Here is a 16,077-nt window from a genome sequence, read left to right as displayed (position 1 = left end):
GGCAGCGGAACAGCGGGCGGACAGCGGGCGACGGGCCCTGGCTCGACGCTCAGGCCGGGAGGACGACCACCCGGCGCTCGGGCTCCTCGCCCTCGGACTCGCTGCGCAGTCCAGCAGCGGCCACCGCGTCGTGCACGACCTTGCGCTCGAACGGCGTCATCGGGTCCAGCTTCACCGGCCGGCCGCTCTCCTTCACCTCCGCTGCCGCGCTCGCCCCCAGCTTGGCCAGCTCGGCCCGCTTGCGAGCGCGGAATCCGGCGACGTCCAGCATCAGACGGCTGCGCTCTCCGGTCTCCCGGTGCACCGCGAGCCTGGTCAGCTCCTGCAGCGCCTCCAGCACCTCGCCGTCCCGCCCGACCAGCTTGTTCAGCTCCCGGCTGGTCGGGTCACCGATGATCGACACCGACGCGCGCTCGCCCTCGACGTCCATGTCGATGTCCCCGTCTAGGTCGGCGATGTCCAGCAGCCCCTCCAGGTAATCCGCTGCGATCTCGCCTTCCTGCTCCAGGCGGGTCAGGGTCGCGGCCGGGCCGCTGTCGGGTGCCGTGGTGGTGTTGACGTCGCTCACGCCTGGCTCTCCTCTTACTTCTTCTTGGACAGGTTGGTCGGCTTGGACTTGGCGTCACCGGGCTGCTTCCCCGGCGAGCCGCCCTGCTTCTTACCGCCCGACCTGCCACCGCCCGCTCGCGGTGCGCCGGCCTTGGGCGCACCGCCGCTCGCCTTGGGAGCACCGGCCGTCTTCGCGGCGGCCTCACCGGCACTACCGCCGGCCCGCGGCGCACCGCCCGCAGCCGGGCCACCGGCGGCAGCACCCGACGTCCGCTTGGCCTTGGTCTGCCGCTTCGGCTGGGTACGGTTCGCCCGCGCGACCTCGACCGCCTCCTTGGCCTTGATCTCCTCCGGCGCCTCCACCAGCTTGCCCTTGGCCCGCAGCCGCTCCTGCCGCTGCTCGAACGCCAGGCTGCCCGGGGTGGGGTTGCGGCGGATCACGAACATCTGCTGGCCCATCGTCCACACGTTGGTGGTCAGCCAGTAGATGAGGACACCGATCGGGAAGTTGATGCCCATCACGGCGAAAATGAGCGGGAACACGTACATCAGCATCTTCTGCTGCTGCATGAACGGCGTCTTCACCGTCATGTCCACGTTCTTCGTCATGAGCTGCCGCTGCGTGAAGAACTGCGACGCGGACATCAGCACGATCATCGCGACCGTGACGACCCGCACATCGGTCAGCGTGGAGCCGAGCTCTGCGGCCTTGCTCGCGCTGTCAGTGAACTTGGCGGCCAGCGGGGCACCGAAGATGTGCGCGTTCTGGCCGCTGTGCACCTGGCTCTCGGTCATGACGCCGACCGTGTGGCCCTTGGAGATGTTGCTGAGCACGTGGTACAGCGCGAAGAAGAACGGCGACTGCGCCAGGATCGGCAGGCACGAGGACAACGGGTTGGTGCCCGTCTCCTTGTACAGCTTCATCATCTCTTCGGACTGACGCTGCCGGTCGTTCTTGTAGCGCTCCTGGATCGCCTTCATCTTGGGCTGGAGCGCCTGCATGTTGCGGGTCGACTTGATCTGCTTGACGAACAGCGGGATCAGGCAGATGCGGATCAGGATCACCAGCGAGACGATGGACAGACCCCACGCCCAACCGCTGTCCTTGTCGAACATGAGGCTGTAGAACGAGTGGAACTGGACGATGATCCACGAGACGGCGTCGTACAGGGGGTTCAGGATCCCCACGGTCAGGCTCCTTGGGCGTGAGAGGGTCCGGTGGGCTCGGGCGTGACGGGCCCGTCGGAGCCGCCCCGCAGGTAGCGGCGCAGCCGGTTGTGCCAGGGCGGTCGCTTACGCGGCGGGACATGGTCCACACCACCCGGCGACCAGGGGTTGCACCGCAGGATGCGCCACACGGTCAGGGCGGTGCCCTTGACCGCGCCATGCCGGTCGATCGCCGTGTACCCGTAGTGCGAGCACGAGGGGTAGTAGCGGCAGACCGGGCCGAGCAGCGGACTGATCGTCCACTGGTACAGCTTGATCAGCGCCAGCAGCGGGTATTTCATCGAGCCACCCTCCCCTCGGCTTCGCCATGGGTGTCACGACCCAGCAGCCGCCGCAGAGCGGCGTCCAGGTCGAGGGACAGCTGTGCGTGGTCCGCACTGCCGGCTCCGGGCAGCGCGCGTACTACCACCAGGCTACCGGGGGGCAGCAGCGGCAGACGCTCGCGTACCAGATGACGCAGGCGGCGCTTGACCAGGTTGCGCTGTACCGATCCGCCGACCGCCTTGCTCACGACGAAACCCGCACGCGCCGGGGGAGTGCTTCCCCCTGGTACGTGCGGGTCCGTTGCGTCGGTAGCGGCCCGGCGCAGATGGACGACCAGCAGCGGTCGGCCCGCCCGGCGTCCGCGGCGAACCGCTTCTGCGAAGTCCTGGCGCCGCCTCAGCCGATTCTCGGTGGGCAGCACGGCATGAGACCTGTGACGAATCAGGCGGACAGGCGAGCGCGACCCTTGCTGCGGCGGGTCGCGAGGATCGCGCGGCCGGCGCGGGTGCGCATACGCAGACGGAAGCCGTGGGTCTTCGCACGACGGCGGTTGTTCGGCTGGAAGGTGCGCTTGCTCACTCGGGGGCTCCAGGAGAAATCGGTCCGGCGGGGCGTCGCCTGGCTGTCACCGTGCGCCCACGAAAAGCTCGCGGACCGTTCGGGTGCACCGCTTTGACAATCGCCCGGAGGACACCCCGGAAGATCTCGCCCATCGGTAGGCAGGCGGCAGCAGCCATCGACAACTCGACCTCGATACGGTACGTGCGGCTGGGCCGTCCGGTCAAACCCGCCCCCGGCGGTCCACCATTTGTACACACCCTGTGGACAACGACTTGAACCGCGCACGCCGCCCTGACTACCGTGGCTGAACCTCCTACTCTTCCCGCCCGTTCCCAGGACCACACTTTCGCGGGAGTTCTGCATCACCCAGCGACCGAGAGAGCGTGCACTGTGGCCGACGTGACTGCCGATCTTGCCGCAGTGTGGCCCCGGGTCCTCCAGAAACTGCTGGTGGACAGCGAGGACCTCAAGCCCAAGGACGCGGAGTGGCTCAAGCGCACCCAGCCGCTGGCCCTGGTGGCCGGCACCGCGGTCCTGTCGGCGCCCAACGAGTTCGCCAAGAGCGTCCTCGAAGGGCGGCTGCTGCCGCTGATCACCGAGGTGCTCAGCCGTGAGTTCGGTCACTCGGTGGGGATCGCGATCGCCGTCGCGTCCGGCGGCGACCAGGAGCAGCCGCCCCCGCCGCAGGACCGGTCCGAGCGGCCCGAACCGGGACCCGTACCGCCGCACGACCCGTACGGCCGCGGCGGTCACGGCGACCGCGGTGACCGGGGCGACCACTCCGACGGCCCGCGGATGCGCCCCGCCTACCCCGGTCACCAGGACTGGCAGCAGCCGGGCCTGGCCAACTGGGGCGCGCCCTCACCCGGCGGATTCCAGGACCGCGAACCGTACGACGGCCGACGGGACGCGTACGACAGCCCGCGCGATGCCTACGACGGCGGGCGCGACGCCTACGACGGCCGACGCGAGCCGCGCTACCGGTCCGAGACCCACGACGGCTACCCGACCGTGCCGCACCAGGGCCACCAGCCGTACGGGCCACCGCCGGGCGGGTACCAGCCGCAGGGCGGGCCGTCCCGGCCCGAGCCGCAGACCCCGCCCCTCGGCGGCGGTCCGGGCGGCTCCGGACCCGGCGGACCCGGCAGCCCCTCCGGTACGACCGGCTCCTCCGGCGGCGCCGTCGAACCGACCGCCCGCCTGAACCCGAAGTACCTTTTCGACACCTTCGTCATCGGCGCCTCGAACCGCTTCGCGCACGCCGCCGCGGTCGCCGTCGCCGAGGCGCCGGCCAAGGCGTACAACCCGCTGTTCATCTACGGCGAGTCGGGCCTGGGCAAGACACACCTGCTGCACGCCATCGGGCACTACGCCCGCAGCCTCTACCCGGGCACCCGGGTGAGGTACGTGAGCTCGGAGGAGTTCACCAACGAGTTCATCAACTCCATCCGGGACGGCAAGGCGGACGCGTTCCGCAAGCGGTACCGCGACATGGACATCCTCCTGGTGGACGACATCCAGTTCCTGGCGCAGAAGGAGTCGACGCAGGAGGAGTTCTTCCACACCTTCAACACCCTGCACAACGCCAACAAGCAGATCGTGCTCTCCTCGGACCGGCCGCCCAAGCAGCTCGTCACCCTGGAGGACCGGCTGCGCAACCGCTTCGAGTGGGGTCTGATCACCGATGTCCAGCCGCCCGAGCTGGAGACCCGGATCGCGATCCTGCGCAAGAAGGCGGTGCAGGAGCAGCTCAACGCACCGCCGGAGGTGCTGGAGTTCATCGCCTCGCGGATCTCGCGGAACATCCGCGAGCTGGAGGGCGCGCTGATCAGGGTGACCGCCTTCGCCAGCCTCAACCGCCAGCCGGTCGACCTCCAGCTCACCGAGATCGTGCTGAAGGACCTGATCCCGGGCGGCGAGGACTCGGTGCCGGAGATCAGCGGCACCGCGATCATGGCGGAGACCGCCGCGTACTTCGGGCTGGCCGTGGAGGACCTGTCCGGCTCCTCGCGCAGCCGGGTGCTGGTCACCGCGCGGCAGATCGCGATGTACCTGTGCCGGGAGCTGACCGACCTGTCGCTTCCGAAGATCGGGGCGCTCTTCGGCGGCCGTGACCACACGACGGTGATGCACGCGGACCGGAAGATCCGCTCGCTGATGGCCGAGCGGCGGTCCATCTACAACCAGGTCACCGAGCTCACCAACCGCATCAAGAGCTGACGTCCGGCCTCCGGGCGGGCCCGGCGCCGACAGGCCCGTTCCACACCTCCGGCCTGCCCCGCCCAGCCCTCGTGGGCCGGGCCTGCCCCGCCCCTCCGCACCCCCTCCGCGCCCCGGGTGCCCGACGCCCGGGGCGCTTCCCGTTCCTCGCCGCCTCACTCCGGCGTGCCGCCGCCGTTCGATTCACGCTCCCCGGGGCCGACTTCTCCACAGGATCGGGGGGATTCCGCCGTCCACACCCTGGGGACACCGGAGTTGTCCCGACGATCTCCACAGGTGCCCCGCCCCCGGGGCCGTACCCGCAGCTCAGCCGGGTGTGGATATGTGGGCAACCCCAATCCACAGACTGTGGACGGAAAGGGCACCCGAAGGCGCCCGGTTGCGGTTGTCCACCGCTCGCCCACAGGATGCGCCCGGTTGTGCACAGCCGGAGCCCGGTTCTCCACATGTTTGTCCACTGTTCGGCAACGAAATACGGTCTGTCCTTCGCAAGAGTGAAAGGCGTCACACCGAGGTGGTGGGTTGGCCTGGGGAGAACGTGGGTATTTCTGGGGACAGACCTGGGGAGAACCAGGGGTGCCCTGTGTATCAGGTGTGCACAACTTCCGGCCGTCCACAGACCGGCCTGGTTATCCACCGTCTCCGCCCACAGGCCCGGTGGACAAAAAACGCGGCCTGACCTGCGCGGAGACCAGTTATCCACGGTATCCACAACCCCTACTACTACTGCTACACGTAGAGAGTGGGGAGCCTGCTTCGAAGCGGGGGCTGTGCACAACTCGGCCCGGTGCCGCCCCACAGCCGTCTCTCGGCTTGACGCCGAGGCGCACCGAGTGACAGTGGAGTGCGTCAGACTGGTCCCCGACAGACGGCAACAAGCAGGAGGCGGTTCCGGTGAAGATCCGGGTGGAGCGCGACGTACTCGCCGAGGCAGTGGCTTGGGCAGCCCGCAGCCTCCCGGCCCGTCCCCCGGTGCCCGTACTCGCCGGGCTGCTGCTCAAGGCGGACCAGGGCTCACTGAGCCTGTCCGGCTTCGACTACGAGGTCTCGGCGCGGGTCTCGGTGGAGGCGGAGGTCGAGGAGGAGGGCACCGTCCTGGTGTCCGGCCGGCTGCTCGCCGACATCGCGCGGGCGCTGCCGAACCGGCCGGTGGAGATCTCCACCGACGGCGTCCGGGTCACCGTCGTCTGCGGCAGCTCTCGGTTCACCCTGCACACCCTGCCGGTGGAGGAGTACCCGGCACTGCCGGCGATGCCCACCGCCTCCGGCACCGTGCCCGGCGAGGTCTTCGCCGCCGCCGCCGCGCAGGTGGCCATCGCGGCCGGCCGGGACGACACCCTGCCGGTGCTGACCGGCGTGCGGATCGAGATCGAGGGCGACTCGGTGACGCTGGCCGCCACCGACCGGTACCGCTTCGCGGTCCGCGAGTTCCTGTGGAAGCCCGAGCAGGCCGACATCTCGGCGGTCGCGCTCGTCCCGGCGAAGACTTTGCTGGACACCGCCAAGTCGCTGACCAACGGTGACACCGTCTCGATCGCGCTGGCCGGGTCCGGCGCGGGCGAGGGCCTGATCGGTTTCGAGGGCGCGGGCCGCCGGACCACCACCCGGCTGCTCGAAGGCGACCTGCCCAAGTACCGCACGCTGTTCCCCACCGAGTTCGCCTCCGTCGCGGTGATCGAGACCGCGCCGTTCGTCGAGGCGGTCAAGCGCGTCTCCCTGGTCGCCGAGCGGAACACGCCGGTCCGGCTCAGCTTCGAGCAGGGCGTGCTCACCCTGGAGGCCGGCTCCAGCGACGACGCACAGGCTGTGGAAAGGGTCGACGCCAAGCTGGACGGCGACGACATCTCGATCGCCTTCAACCCGACGTTCCTGCTGGACGGCCTGAGCGCGATCGACTCTCCGGTGGCCCAGTTGTCCTTCACCACCTCGACCAAGCCGGCGCTGCTCAGCGGCCGTCCGGCGATCGACGCCGAGGCCGACGACGCGTACAAGTACCTGATCATGCCGGTGCGCCTGTCCGGTTGATCGGCGACTCCGCCTGATCGGCCGTGAACGCCTCGACGTAGGCTCGTCTCAGGTCAGGCAGCAGGCGTCGAACGCTTCGAACGAAGGATCTGTGATGGAGCTCGGTCTCATCGGTCTCGGCAAGATGGGCGGCAACATGCGTGAGCGCATTCGCCGCGGCGGCCACACCGTCATCGGGTACGACAGGAATCCGGATCTCGCCGATGTCCACAGCCTCAAGGAGCTTGTGGATTCCCTTCAGGGGCCGCGCGTGGTCTGGGTGATGGTTCCCGCAGGTGCGGCCACCCAGTCCACCATCGACGAGCTGGGCGAGCTGCTCTCCCCCGGCGACCTGGTGATCGACGGCGGCAACTCGCGCTGGACCGACGACGAGAAGCACGCCGCGGAGCTGGGTGCCAAGGGCATCGGTTTCGTGGACTGCGGGGTGTCCGGCGGCGTGTGGGGCCTGCAGAACGGCTACGCGCTGATGTACGGCGGCACCAAGGAGGACGTCGCCAGGGCGCAGCCCGTCTTCGACGCCCTCAAGCCCGAGGGCGACTACGGGTCGGTGCACGCGGGCAAGGTCGGTGCGGGCCACTTCGCGAAGATGGTCCACAACGGCATCGAGTACGCGATGATGCAGGCCTACGCCGAGGGCTGGGAGCTGCTGGAAGCGGTGGACTCGGTCACCGACGTCCGCGAGATCTTCCGCTCCTGGAAGGCGGGCACGGTCATCCGTTCCTGGCTGCTCGACCTCGCCGTCGACGCGCTCGACAAGAGCGAGCACCTGGAGAACCTGCGCGGCTTCGCCCAGGACTCCGGCGAGGGTCGCTGGACCGTCGAGGCCGCCATCGACCACGCCGTGCCGCTGCCCGCGATCACCGCCTCGCTCTTCGCCCGCTTCGCCTCCCGCCAGGACGACTCACCGCAGATGAAGATGATCGCCGCGCTCCGCAACGAGTTCGGCGGCCACGCGGTGACCGCCGCCGAGTAGGCCGGACCGGAGAGCAGGACGCGCCTGCGGAGCAGGCGCCCGAAGAGCAGGAAAGCGATGCACGTCAGGCACCTTTCGCTCGCCGACTTCCGTTCCTACGCCCGGGCCGAGGTCCCCCTCGACCCGGGCGTCACGGCTTTCCTGGGCCCGAACGGCCAGGGCAAGACCAATCTGGTCGAGGCAGTCGGCTATCTGGCGACGCTCGGCAGCCACCGGGTCGCCTCGGACGCACCGCTGGTCAGGATCGGCGCCGACCGCGCGGTGATCCGGGCCCAGGTCGTCAGCGGCGGGCGGCAACAGCTCGTCGAGCTGGAGATCAACCCCGGCAAGGCCAACCGGGCCAGGATCAACCGGTCCTCGTCCGGCAGGCCGCGCGACCTGCTGGGCATCGTGCGCACCGTGCTGTTCGCCCCGGAGGACCTGGCGCTGGTCAAGGGCGACCCGAGCGAGCGGCGGCGGTTCCTGGACGAGCTGATCACCGCCCGCGCGCCCCGGCTCGCCGGCGTGCGCAGCGACTACGAGCGGGTGCTCAAGCAGCGCAACACCCTGCTGAAGACGGCGGCGCTGGCCCGCCGCCACGGCGGCAAGGGCGCGGACCTGTCCACCCTCGACGTGTGGGACCAGCATCTGGCCCGGACCGGCGCGGAGCTGCTGGCCCAACGCCTGGACCTGGTGGCGGCGCTGCAACCGCTGGCGGCCAAGGCGTACGAACAGCTCGCGCCGGGCGGCGGGTCGGTCGCCCTGGAGTACCGGGGGTCGGTCGGTGAGGAGCGGAACGAGACCGCAGGCTGGGCCAGGACGGTGGGGGCGGCGGGCCGGGAGGAGTTGTTCGGCCGGCTGCTGGAGGCACTGGGCGAGGCCCGGCGCCAGGAGATCGAGCGCGGTGTCACTTTGGTGGGCCCGCACCGTGACGATCTGGTGCTGAAGCTTGGCGAGATGCCCGCGAAGGGCTATGCCAGTCATGGCGAGTCGTGGTCGTACGCGCTCGCGTTGCGGCTCGCCTCGTACGAACTGCTGTGCGCCGACGGCGGCGAGCCCGTACTCGTACTGGACGACGTGTTCGCGGAGCTGGACACGCGGCGGCGGGAGCGGCTGGCGGAGCTGGTGGCGCCGGGTGAGCAGGTGCTGGTGACGGCCGCGGTGGACGACGATGTGCCGGGCGTGCTGACGGGGGCGCGGTTCTCGGTGGAGAACGGAACGGTGGAGCGGCGATGAGCGAGCGTGAACCCGTGGCGGGGGCCGAGGCGTCCCCAACGGCGTCGGGGACCTCGGGGGTGGATCTGGCGCGGGTGGCGCTGCGCGCGGCGAAGGAGCAGGCGCGGGCCCGCGGTGCGGCGGCGGTGCAGAAGAAGCAGGCCAGGCGCGGGGGCCTGCGCAGCGGTGCGCGGGCCGACGGCCGGGACCCGCTGCCGCTGGGAGCGGCCATCAGCCGGCTGATCACCGAGCGGGGCTGGGAGGCGCCCGCCGCGGTGGGCGGGGTGATGGGCCGCTGGCCGCAGCTCGTGGGGCCGGAGGTGGCGCTGCACTGCTCGCCGGACCGGTACGACGAGGACGCCCGGGTCCTCACCGTGACCTGCGACTCCACCGCCTGGGCGACGCAGCTCCGGTTGCTGGCGCCGACGCTGGTGGCCCGGCTGAACGCGGATCTGGGTCACGGCACGGTGCGGCTGATCAAAGTCCTGGGCCCCGCGGCGCCGTCCCGCTCGTACGGCAGGCTGCGCGCTCCCGGCAGCCGCGGACCCGGAGATACGTACGGGTGATCGGACGCGCGGACGGGCCCCTGCTCAGCGTAGCCGGGGGTTGACAGCCGGAAGCCCTGGACGCCCGTGTGAGCGGTTTTGGCCCCGGGTCCGCGTGTAGGGAGTCGCGCGACGGAGGATTGGGTCGGTACATGGGAACTCAGGTACCGCCATAGCCCCATTCATGTCGGCGCTACCGGTAGACTGGTGGACAGACCGCCCTCCCCTGGCACCTGGCAGGGGTACCCCAGCGGAACATGTCGAACGACAGTTAGACGACACAGCCGATCCCGCTCGGCGGGAGACGGCTTGTGCTGTGCCAGAAAGGGCGCTTCGTGGCCGATTCCGGCAACCCCAACGAGAACTCCAACAAGTCCTACGACGCCAGCGCGATCACCGTGCTGGAGGGACTCGACGCGGTGCGCAAGCGGCCCGGTATGTACATCGGCTCGACCGGTGAGCGGGGCCTGCACCACCTCGTGTACGAGGTGGTCGACAACTCGGTCGACGAGGCCCTGGCGGGTCACGCGGACACCATCGACGTCACGATCCTCGCCGACGGCGGGGTGCGCGTGGTGGACAACGGCCGCGGCATCCCGGTGGACATCGTCCCCTCGGAGGGGAAGCCGGCCGTCGAGGTCGTACTGACCGTGCTGCACGCGGGTGGCAAGTTCGGCGGCGGCGGTTACGCGGTCTCCGGCGGTCTGCACGGCGTCGGCGTCTCCGTGGTCAACGCGCTGTCCTCCCGGGTCGCCGTAGAGGTCCGCCGCGACGGCTACCGCTGGACGCAGGAGTACAAGCTGGGCGTACCGACCGCGCCGCTGACGAAGAACGAGGCGACCGAGGAGACCGGCACCACGGTGACCTTCTGGGCCGACGCGGACATCTTCGAGACCACGGACTACTCGTTCGAGACGCTGTCGCGCCGGTTCCAGGAGATGGCCTTCCTCAACAAGGGGCTGCGCATCGCGCTGACCGACGAGCGCCTCGACCACGTGGACGAGGAGGGCAGGCCGCTCAGCGTCTCGTACCACTACGAGGGCGGCATCGTCGACTTCGTGAAGTACCTCAACTCGCGCAAGGGCGAGCTGATCCACCCCACGGTCATCGACATCGAGGCGGAGGACAAGGAGCGGCTGCTGTCGGTCGAGGTGGCGATGCAGTGGAACACCCAGTACAGCGAGGGTGTCTACAGTTTCGCCAACACCATCCACACCCACGAGGGCGGCACCCACGAGGAGGGCTTCCGTGCGGCGCTGACCAGCCTGGTCAACCGCTACGCGCGGGACAAGAAGCTGCTCCGCGAGAAGGACGACAACCTCACCGGCGAGGACATCCGCGAGGGTCTGACCGCGATCATCTCGGTCAAGCTCGGCGAGCCGCAGTTCGAGGGCCAGACGAAGACGAAGCTCGGCAACACGGAGGCGAAGACCTTCGTGCAGAAGGTCGTGCACGAGCACCTGACGGACTGGCTGGACCGCAACCCCAACGAGGCCACGGACATCGTCCGCAAGTCGATCCAGGCGGCGACCGCCCGGGTCGCGGCCCGCAAGGCGCGGGACCTGACCCGGCGCAAGGGCCTGCTGGAGTCCGCGTCGCTGCCGGGCAAGCTGAGCGACTGCCAGTCCAACGACCCGACGAAGTGCGAAATCTTCATCGTCGAGGGTGATTCGGCCGGCGGCTCGGCCAAGTCCGGCCGCAACCCGCAGTACCAGGCGATCCTCCCGATCCGCGGCAAGATCCTCAACGTGGAGAAGGCCCGGATCGACAAGATCCTGCAGAACACCGAGATCCAGGCGCTGATCTCCGCCTTCGGCACCGGTGTGCACGAGGACTTCGACATCTCCAAGCTCCGCTATCACAAGATCATCCTGATGGCGGACGCCGACGTCGACGGCCAGCACATCAACACCCTGCTCCTCACGTTCCTGTTCCGCTTCATGCGACCGCTGGTCGAGGCCGGGCACGTCTACCTGTCCCGCCCGCCGCTGTACAAGATCAAGTGGGGCCGGGACGACTTCGAGTACGCCTATTCCGACCGCGAGCGCGACGCGCTGGTGGAGCTGGGCAAGCAGCAGGGCAAGCGGATCCGCGAGGACTCCATCCAACGCTTCAAGGGCCTCGGTGAGATGAACGCCGAGGAACTGCGGGTCACCACCATGGACATCGACCACCGCGTGCTCGGCAAGGTCACGCTCGACGACGCGGCGCAGGCCGACGACCTGTTCTCGGTGCTGATGGGCGAGGACGTGGAGGCGCGGCGCTCGTTCATCCAGCGCAACGCCAAGGACGTCCGCTTCCTGGACATCTGAGTCGGCTTTGACTGTGGCCCGCGAACTGTGGCCGTGTGAACCGCGGCTCCGCGAACCGTGGCCGTGCGAACCGTGGCCGTGTGAAAGGACAATCTGACAGCGATGGCCGACGAGAATTCCAACCTCCCTCCGGTGCCCGACCTCCCCGAGTCGGAGCAGGACCTGCGCAACGAGTCCGGTGCCCTGCGCGTCGAGCCGGTCGGGCTCGAAACCGAGATGCAGCGCAGCTATCTCGACTACGCGATGTCCGTCATCGTCTCCCGTGCGCTGCCCGACGTGCGGGACGGCCTGAAGCCGGTGCACCGCCGCGTGCTGTACGCGATGTACGACGGCGGGTACCGGCCGGAGAAGGGCTTCTACAAGTGCGCCCGCGTCGTCGGCGACGTGATGGGCACGTACCACCCGCACGGTGACTCCTCGATCTACGACGCGCTGGTCCGCCTGGCGCAGCCGTGGTCGATGCGGATGCCGCTGGTGGACTCCAACGGCAACTTCGGTTCGCCGGGCAACGACCCGGCCGCAGCCATGCGGTACACCGAGTGCAAGATGGCGCCGCTGGCCATGGAGATGGTCCGGGACATCGACGAGGAGACCGTCGACTTCACGGACAACTACGACGGCCGCAACCAGGAGCCGACGGTCCTGCCGTCCCGCTTCCCGAACCTGCTGATCAACGGCTCGGCCGGCATCGCGGTCGGCATGGCCACCAACATCCCGCCGCACAACCTGCGCGAGGTCGCCGACGGCGCCCAGTGGTACCTGGCGAACCCGGACGCCGAGCCCGAGGAGTTGCTGGAAGCCCTGATCGAACGGATCAAGGGCCCGGACTTCCCGACCGGCGCGCTGGTGGTGGGCCGCAAGGGCATCGAGGAGGCGTACCGTACCGGCCGCGGCTCGATCACCATGCGCGCGGTTGTCGAGGTCGAGGAGATCCAGAACCGGCAGTGCCTGGTCGTCACCGAGCTGCCGTACCAGGTCAACCCGGACAACCTCGCGCAGAAGATCGCCGACCTGGTGAAGGACGGCAGGATCGGCGGTATCGCGGACGTCCGCGACGAGACCTCCTCGCGTACCGGCCAGCGCCTGGTGATCGTGCTCAAGCGCGACGCCGTGGCCAAGGTCGTGCTCAACAACCTCTACAAGCACACCGATCTGCAGACCAACTTCGGCGCGAACATGCTGGCGCTGGTGGACGGCGTGCCGCGGACCCTCTCGCTGGACGCGTTCATCCGCAACTGGGTGAACCACCAGGTCGAGGTCGTCGTCCGGCGCACCCGCTTCCGGCTGCGCAAGGCCGAGGAGCGCGCCCACATCCTGCGCGGCCTGCTCAAGGCGCTCGACGCGATCGACGAGGTCATCGCGCTGATCCGGCGCAGCGACACGGTCGAGACCGCGCGCGAGGGCCTGATGGGCCTGCTGGAGATCGACGAGATCCAGGCCAACGCGATCCTGGAGATGCAGCTTCGCCGGCTGGCCGCCCTGGAGCGGCAGAAGATCATCGCCGAGCACGACGAACTCCAGGCGAAGATCAACGAGTACAACGCGATCCTGTCCTCCCCGGAGAAGCAGCGGCAGATCATCAGCGAGGAACTCCAGGCCATCGTCGACAAGTTCGGCGACGACCGGCGCTCCAAACTGATCCCCTTCGACGGCGACATGTCCATCGAGGACCTGATCGCCGAGGAGGACATCGTCGTCACGATCACCCGCGGCGGCTACGTCAAGCGCACCAAGACCGAGGACTACCGGTCGCAGAAGCGCGGCGGCAAGGGTGTACGGGGCACGAAGCTCAAGCAGGACGACATCGTCGACCACTTCTTCGTCACCACCACCCACCAGTGGCTGCTGTTCTTCACGAACAAGGGCCGCGTCTACCGCGCCAAGGCGTACGAACTCCCCGACGCCGGGCGGGACGCGCGCGGCCAGCACGTGGCGAACCTGCTGGCCTTCCAGCCCGACGAGCGGATCGCCGAGATCCTGGCCATCAAGGACTACGAGGCCGCGCCGTATCTGGTGCTCGCCACCAAGTCGGGCCTGGTGAAGAAGACCGCGCTCAAGGACTACGACTCCCCGCGGTCCGGCGGCGTCATCGCGATCAACCTGCGCGAGGCAGAAAGCGCGGGGGGCGGCGCCAACGAATCGGACGAGTTGATCGGCGCCGAACTGGTCTCCGCGCAGGACGACCTGCTGCTGGTCAGCCGCAAGGCGCAGTGCATCCGCTTCACCGCGACCGACGAGGCGCTGCGGCCGATGGGCCGGGCCACCTCCGGTGTGAAGGGCATGAGCTTCCGCGAGGGTGACGAACTGCTCTCCATGAACGTGGTCAGGCCGGGTACGTTCGTCTTCACCGCCACTGACGGCGGCTACGCCAAGCGGACCCGGGTCGACGAGTACCGGGTGCAGGGGCGTGGCGGGCTCGGCATCAAGGCGGCGAAAATCGTGGAGGACCGCGGCTCGCTGGTCGGGGCGCTGGTGGTCGAGGAGAACGACGAGATCCTCGCCATCACCCTCAGTGGCGGGGTGATCCGTACGCGGGTCAACGAGGTCAGGGAGACGGGCCGTGACACCATGGGCGTCCAGCTGATCAACCTCGGGAAGCGGGACGCCGTCGTCGGCATCGCCCGCAACGCCGAGGCGGAGGACGACCCGGAGGCGGTCATCGCGATGGCCGTCGCCGCCCAGCACGACACGCATGAAGCGCAGGACACACAGAATGCGCAGGACACGCACGACACCTCGGCCGAGGGCGAGACGCCCGCGGCCGGTGAACCGGAGGAGTAAGCCGTGAGTGGAGCCACGGGCGCCGCAGGCGGGGCCGGCAGGACCGGGGGTGCCCATGGCTCCGCCCGCTCGGGCAACCTCAACGGTCCACAAGAGGGGGGTTACAGCGTGACGGGCACCCGTCAGCCGTCGCAGCCGCACCAGCCGCCGTCGGCGTACGCGCCACCGCCGCCGTCCGGCCCGCCCGCGGGTGTGCCCGCTGGTGGGTCCGGGGGCGGGCTCGGCGGCTCCCACGGCGCTCATGGTGGTTCACACGGAGGCTCGCCCGCAACGGCGGCCGGGGTGCGCAGGCCGCGGCCGGCCGCCCGATCCGTGCCCCGCACCCGCAAGGCCCGCCTGCGGATCGCCAAGGCCGACCCGTGGTCGGTGATGAAGGTGAGCTTCCTGCTCTCCATCGCGCTGGGCGTCTGCACGATCGTGGCGGTGGCCGTGCTGTGGATGGTGCTGGACGCCATCGGCGTGTTCAGTACCGTCGGCTCCACGATCAGCGAGGCGACCACCTCCGAACAGGGCGGCACGGGCGGCTTCGACCTGGTGTCGTTCCTCTCCCTGTCCCGGGTGATGGTCTTCACCTCGGTCATCGCGGTCATCGACGTGGTGCTGGCCACCGCGCTGGCCACGCTGGGCGCCTTCATCTACAACCTGTCCGCCGGATTCGTGGGGGGCGTCGAGCTGACCTTGGCGGAGGACGAGTAGCCGGGGGCGAGTAACCGATTTTGGGCCGTGGCCGCCTGTGCGCTAATCTTTCGGTGCAGCGCGGGGCTATAGCTCAGACGGTTAGAGCGCTTCCCTGATAAGGAAGAGGCCACTGGTTCAAGTCCTGTTAGCCCCACGGCGGTAAAAGTGCAGGTAGATGGCCCGTTCGGACTCCGGTCCGGGCGGGCCATCTACATGTGTGGATCTACAGAGTCCGCTACTCATCCGTAACATCGCAGGTGGGTGATGTCACCCGATCAGGTGACTGTTCGAACGCGTGTAGATACATGCAGTCCGCACGAGTAAAGTGACCACCGGGTAGGTCACCGCGGCCCCGACTACGCGGCCCTGATACGCAGCCCGATAGCCCGCGGCGATGCTCGGGAGGCTCGTCGCGGGAAGCGCCCCCCGCCGCATGTATCGGCGGGGGGCGCTCGCGTGCACAGTAAACCGCCCTGACCCCCGCAAGGGGGCCAGGGCGGGACGCCTGACCGGAACTGGACACGGTCGGCATCGAGCAGCGGCCGGATACGCATACAGCCGCCGCATCTCTATCACCCGACAATCGGGTGAAGCTTCTGGGTCGTACGAGGGCCGATCGCGCATCGTCATCGGGCATTTCATGATCCAAAAAAGCGTCATGCGGGGACGCAGACACAGGATCAATATGAGCCAGATGTTTGTCGAGTGCCACAACTGCCGGGCTGGGTCCCCGAAGAGCGCCGACGCA

General features: G+C 69.1%; 13 protein-coding genes and 1 tRNA gene. 9 read left to right on the top strand and 5 right to left on the bottom strand.

The genetic code is table 11. From position 1 onward, the window contains the following. Window positions 1–49 precede the first annotated feature (49 nt). Genes VIW71_RS26400 through rpmH form a run of 5 tightly spaced genes read right to left on the bottom strand, consistent with a single transcriptional unit; the run spans window position 50 to window position 2,619 of the window. Entirely contained in the window at window positions 50–568 is a 519-nt protein-coding gene (locus VIW71_RS26400; RefSeq protein WP_331625150.1) for a protein jag, read from the bottom strand. A gap of 14 nt (window positions 569–582) precedes the next feature. Beyond that, window positions 583–1,737 carry a membrane protein insertase YidC gene (gene yidC, locus VIW71_RS26395; RefSeq protein ID WP_331625149.1) on the bottom strand — a complete coding sequence of 385 codons (1,155 nt, stop codon included), beginning with the start codon at window positions 1,735–1,737 and terminating at the stop codon, window positions 583–585. Window positions 1,738–1,739: 2 nt separating this feature from the next. Beyond that, window positions 1,740–2,057 carry a membrane protein insertion efficiency factor YidD gene (yidD, locus tag VIW71_RS26390; protein ID WP_331625148.1) on the bottom strand — a complete coding sequence of 106 codons (318 nt, stop codon included), beginning with the start codon at window positions 2,055–2,057 and terminating at the stop codon, window positions 1,740–1,742. After that, on the bottom strand, window positions 2,054–2,461 hold the full coding sequence (rnpA, locus tag VIW71_RS26385; protein ID WP_331625147.1) for a ribonuclease P protein component: 408 nt from the start codon (window positions 2,459–2,461) through the stop codon (window positions 2,054–2,056). Before rnpA ends, yidD begins: the two co-directional genes overlap by 4 nt. A 20-nt stretch (window positions 2,462–2,481) precedes the next feature. After that, window positions 2,482–2,619, bottom strand: a complete 138-nt coding sequence (rpmH, locus tag VIW71_RS26380; RefSeq protein WP_003975051.1) for a 50S ribosomal protein L34 — start codon at window positions 2,617–2,619, stop codon at window positions 2,482–2,484. Between the two features lie 372 nt (window positions 2,620–2,991). On the opposite strand from rpmH, the gene dnaA reads away from it, so the two are divergent. The 9 genes from dnaA to VIW71_RS26335 all read left to right on the top strand — a co-directional run bounded on the left by dnaA (window position 2,992) and on the right by VIW71_RS26335 (window position 15,483). Further along, complete coding sequence (dnaA, locus tag VIW71_RS26375; RefSeq protein WP_331625146.1) at window positions 2,992–4,821, top strand: chromosomal replication initiator protein DnaA; 1,830 nt, start codon at window positions 2,992–2,994, stop codon at window positions 4,819–4,821. Window positions 4,822–5,715: 894 nt separating this feature from the next. After that, window positions 5,716–6,846, top strand: a complete 1,131-nt coding sequence (dnaN, locus tag VIW71_RS26370; RefSeq protein ID WP_331625145.1) for a DNA polymerase III subunit beta — start codon at window positions 5,716–5,718, stop codon at window positions 6,844–6,846. Window positions 6,847–6,859: 13 nt separating this feature from the next. Further along, window positions 6,860–7,819 carry a phosphogluconate dehydrogenase (NAD(+)-dependent, decarboxylating) gene (gnd, locus tag VIW71_RS26365; RefSeq protein ID WP_331625162.1) on the top strand — a complete coding sequence of 320 codons (960 nt, stop codon included), beginning with the start codon at window positions 6,860–6,862 and terminating at the stop codon, window positions 7,817–7,819. A 57-nt stretch (window positions 7,820–7,876) separates the two neighbouring features. Next, complete coding sequence (gene recF / locus VIW71_RS26360) at window positions 7,877–9,034, top strand: DNA replication/repair protein RecF (RefSeq protein WP_331625144.1); 1,158 nt, start codon at window positions 7,877–7,879, stop codon at window positions 9,032–9,034. Beyond that, a complete protein-coding gene (locus VIW71_RS26355) occupies window positions 9,031–9,579 on the top strand; it encodes a DUF721 domain-containing protein (protein WP_331625143.1) in 549 nt (182 codons plus the stop codon). Before recF ends, VIW71_RS26355 begins: the two co-directional genes overlap by 4 nt. 290 nt (window positions 9,580–9,869) lie before the next feature. After that, complete coding sequence (gene gyrB / locus VIW71_RS26350) at window positions 9,870–11,870, top strand: DNA topoisomerase (ATP-hydrolyzing) subunit B (RefSeq protein WP_331625142.1); 2,001 nt, start codon at window positions 9,870–9,872, stop codon at window positions 11,868–11,870. A 102-nt stretch (window positions 11,871–11,972) separates the two neighbouring features. Next, window positions 11,973–14,651, top strand: a complete 2,679-nt coding sequence (gene gyrA, locus VIW71_RS26345; protein ID WP_331625141.1) for a DNA gyrase subunit A — start codon at window positions 11,973–11,975, stop codon at window positions 14,649–14,651. A gap of 3 nt (window positions 14,652–14,654) precedes the next feature. Next, on the top strand, window positions 14,655–15,347 hold the full coding sequence (locus tag VIW71_RS26340; protein WP_414720855.1) for a DUF3566 domain-containing protein: 693 nt from the start codon (window positions 14,655–14,657) through the stop codon (window positions 15,345–15,347). A gap of 62 nt (window positions 15,348–15,409) precedes the next feature. Next, window positions 15,410–15,483 (top strand) — tRNA-Ile (locus tag VIW71_RS26335). Window positions 15,484–16,077: the final 594 nt, after the last annotated feature.

The organism is Streptomyces sp. (genome assembly GCF_036524955.1).
Taxonomy (GTDB): Bacteria; Actinomycetota; Actinomycetes; order Streptomycetales; family Streptomycetaceae; genus Actinacidiphila.
Note: the sequence above shows the minus strand (reverse complement) of the source record. Positions and strands in the feature narration are given on the sequence as shown.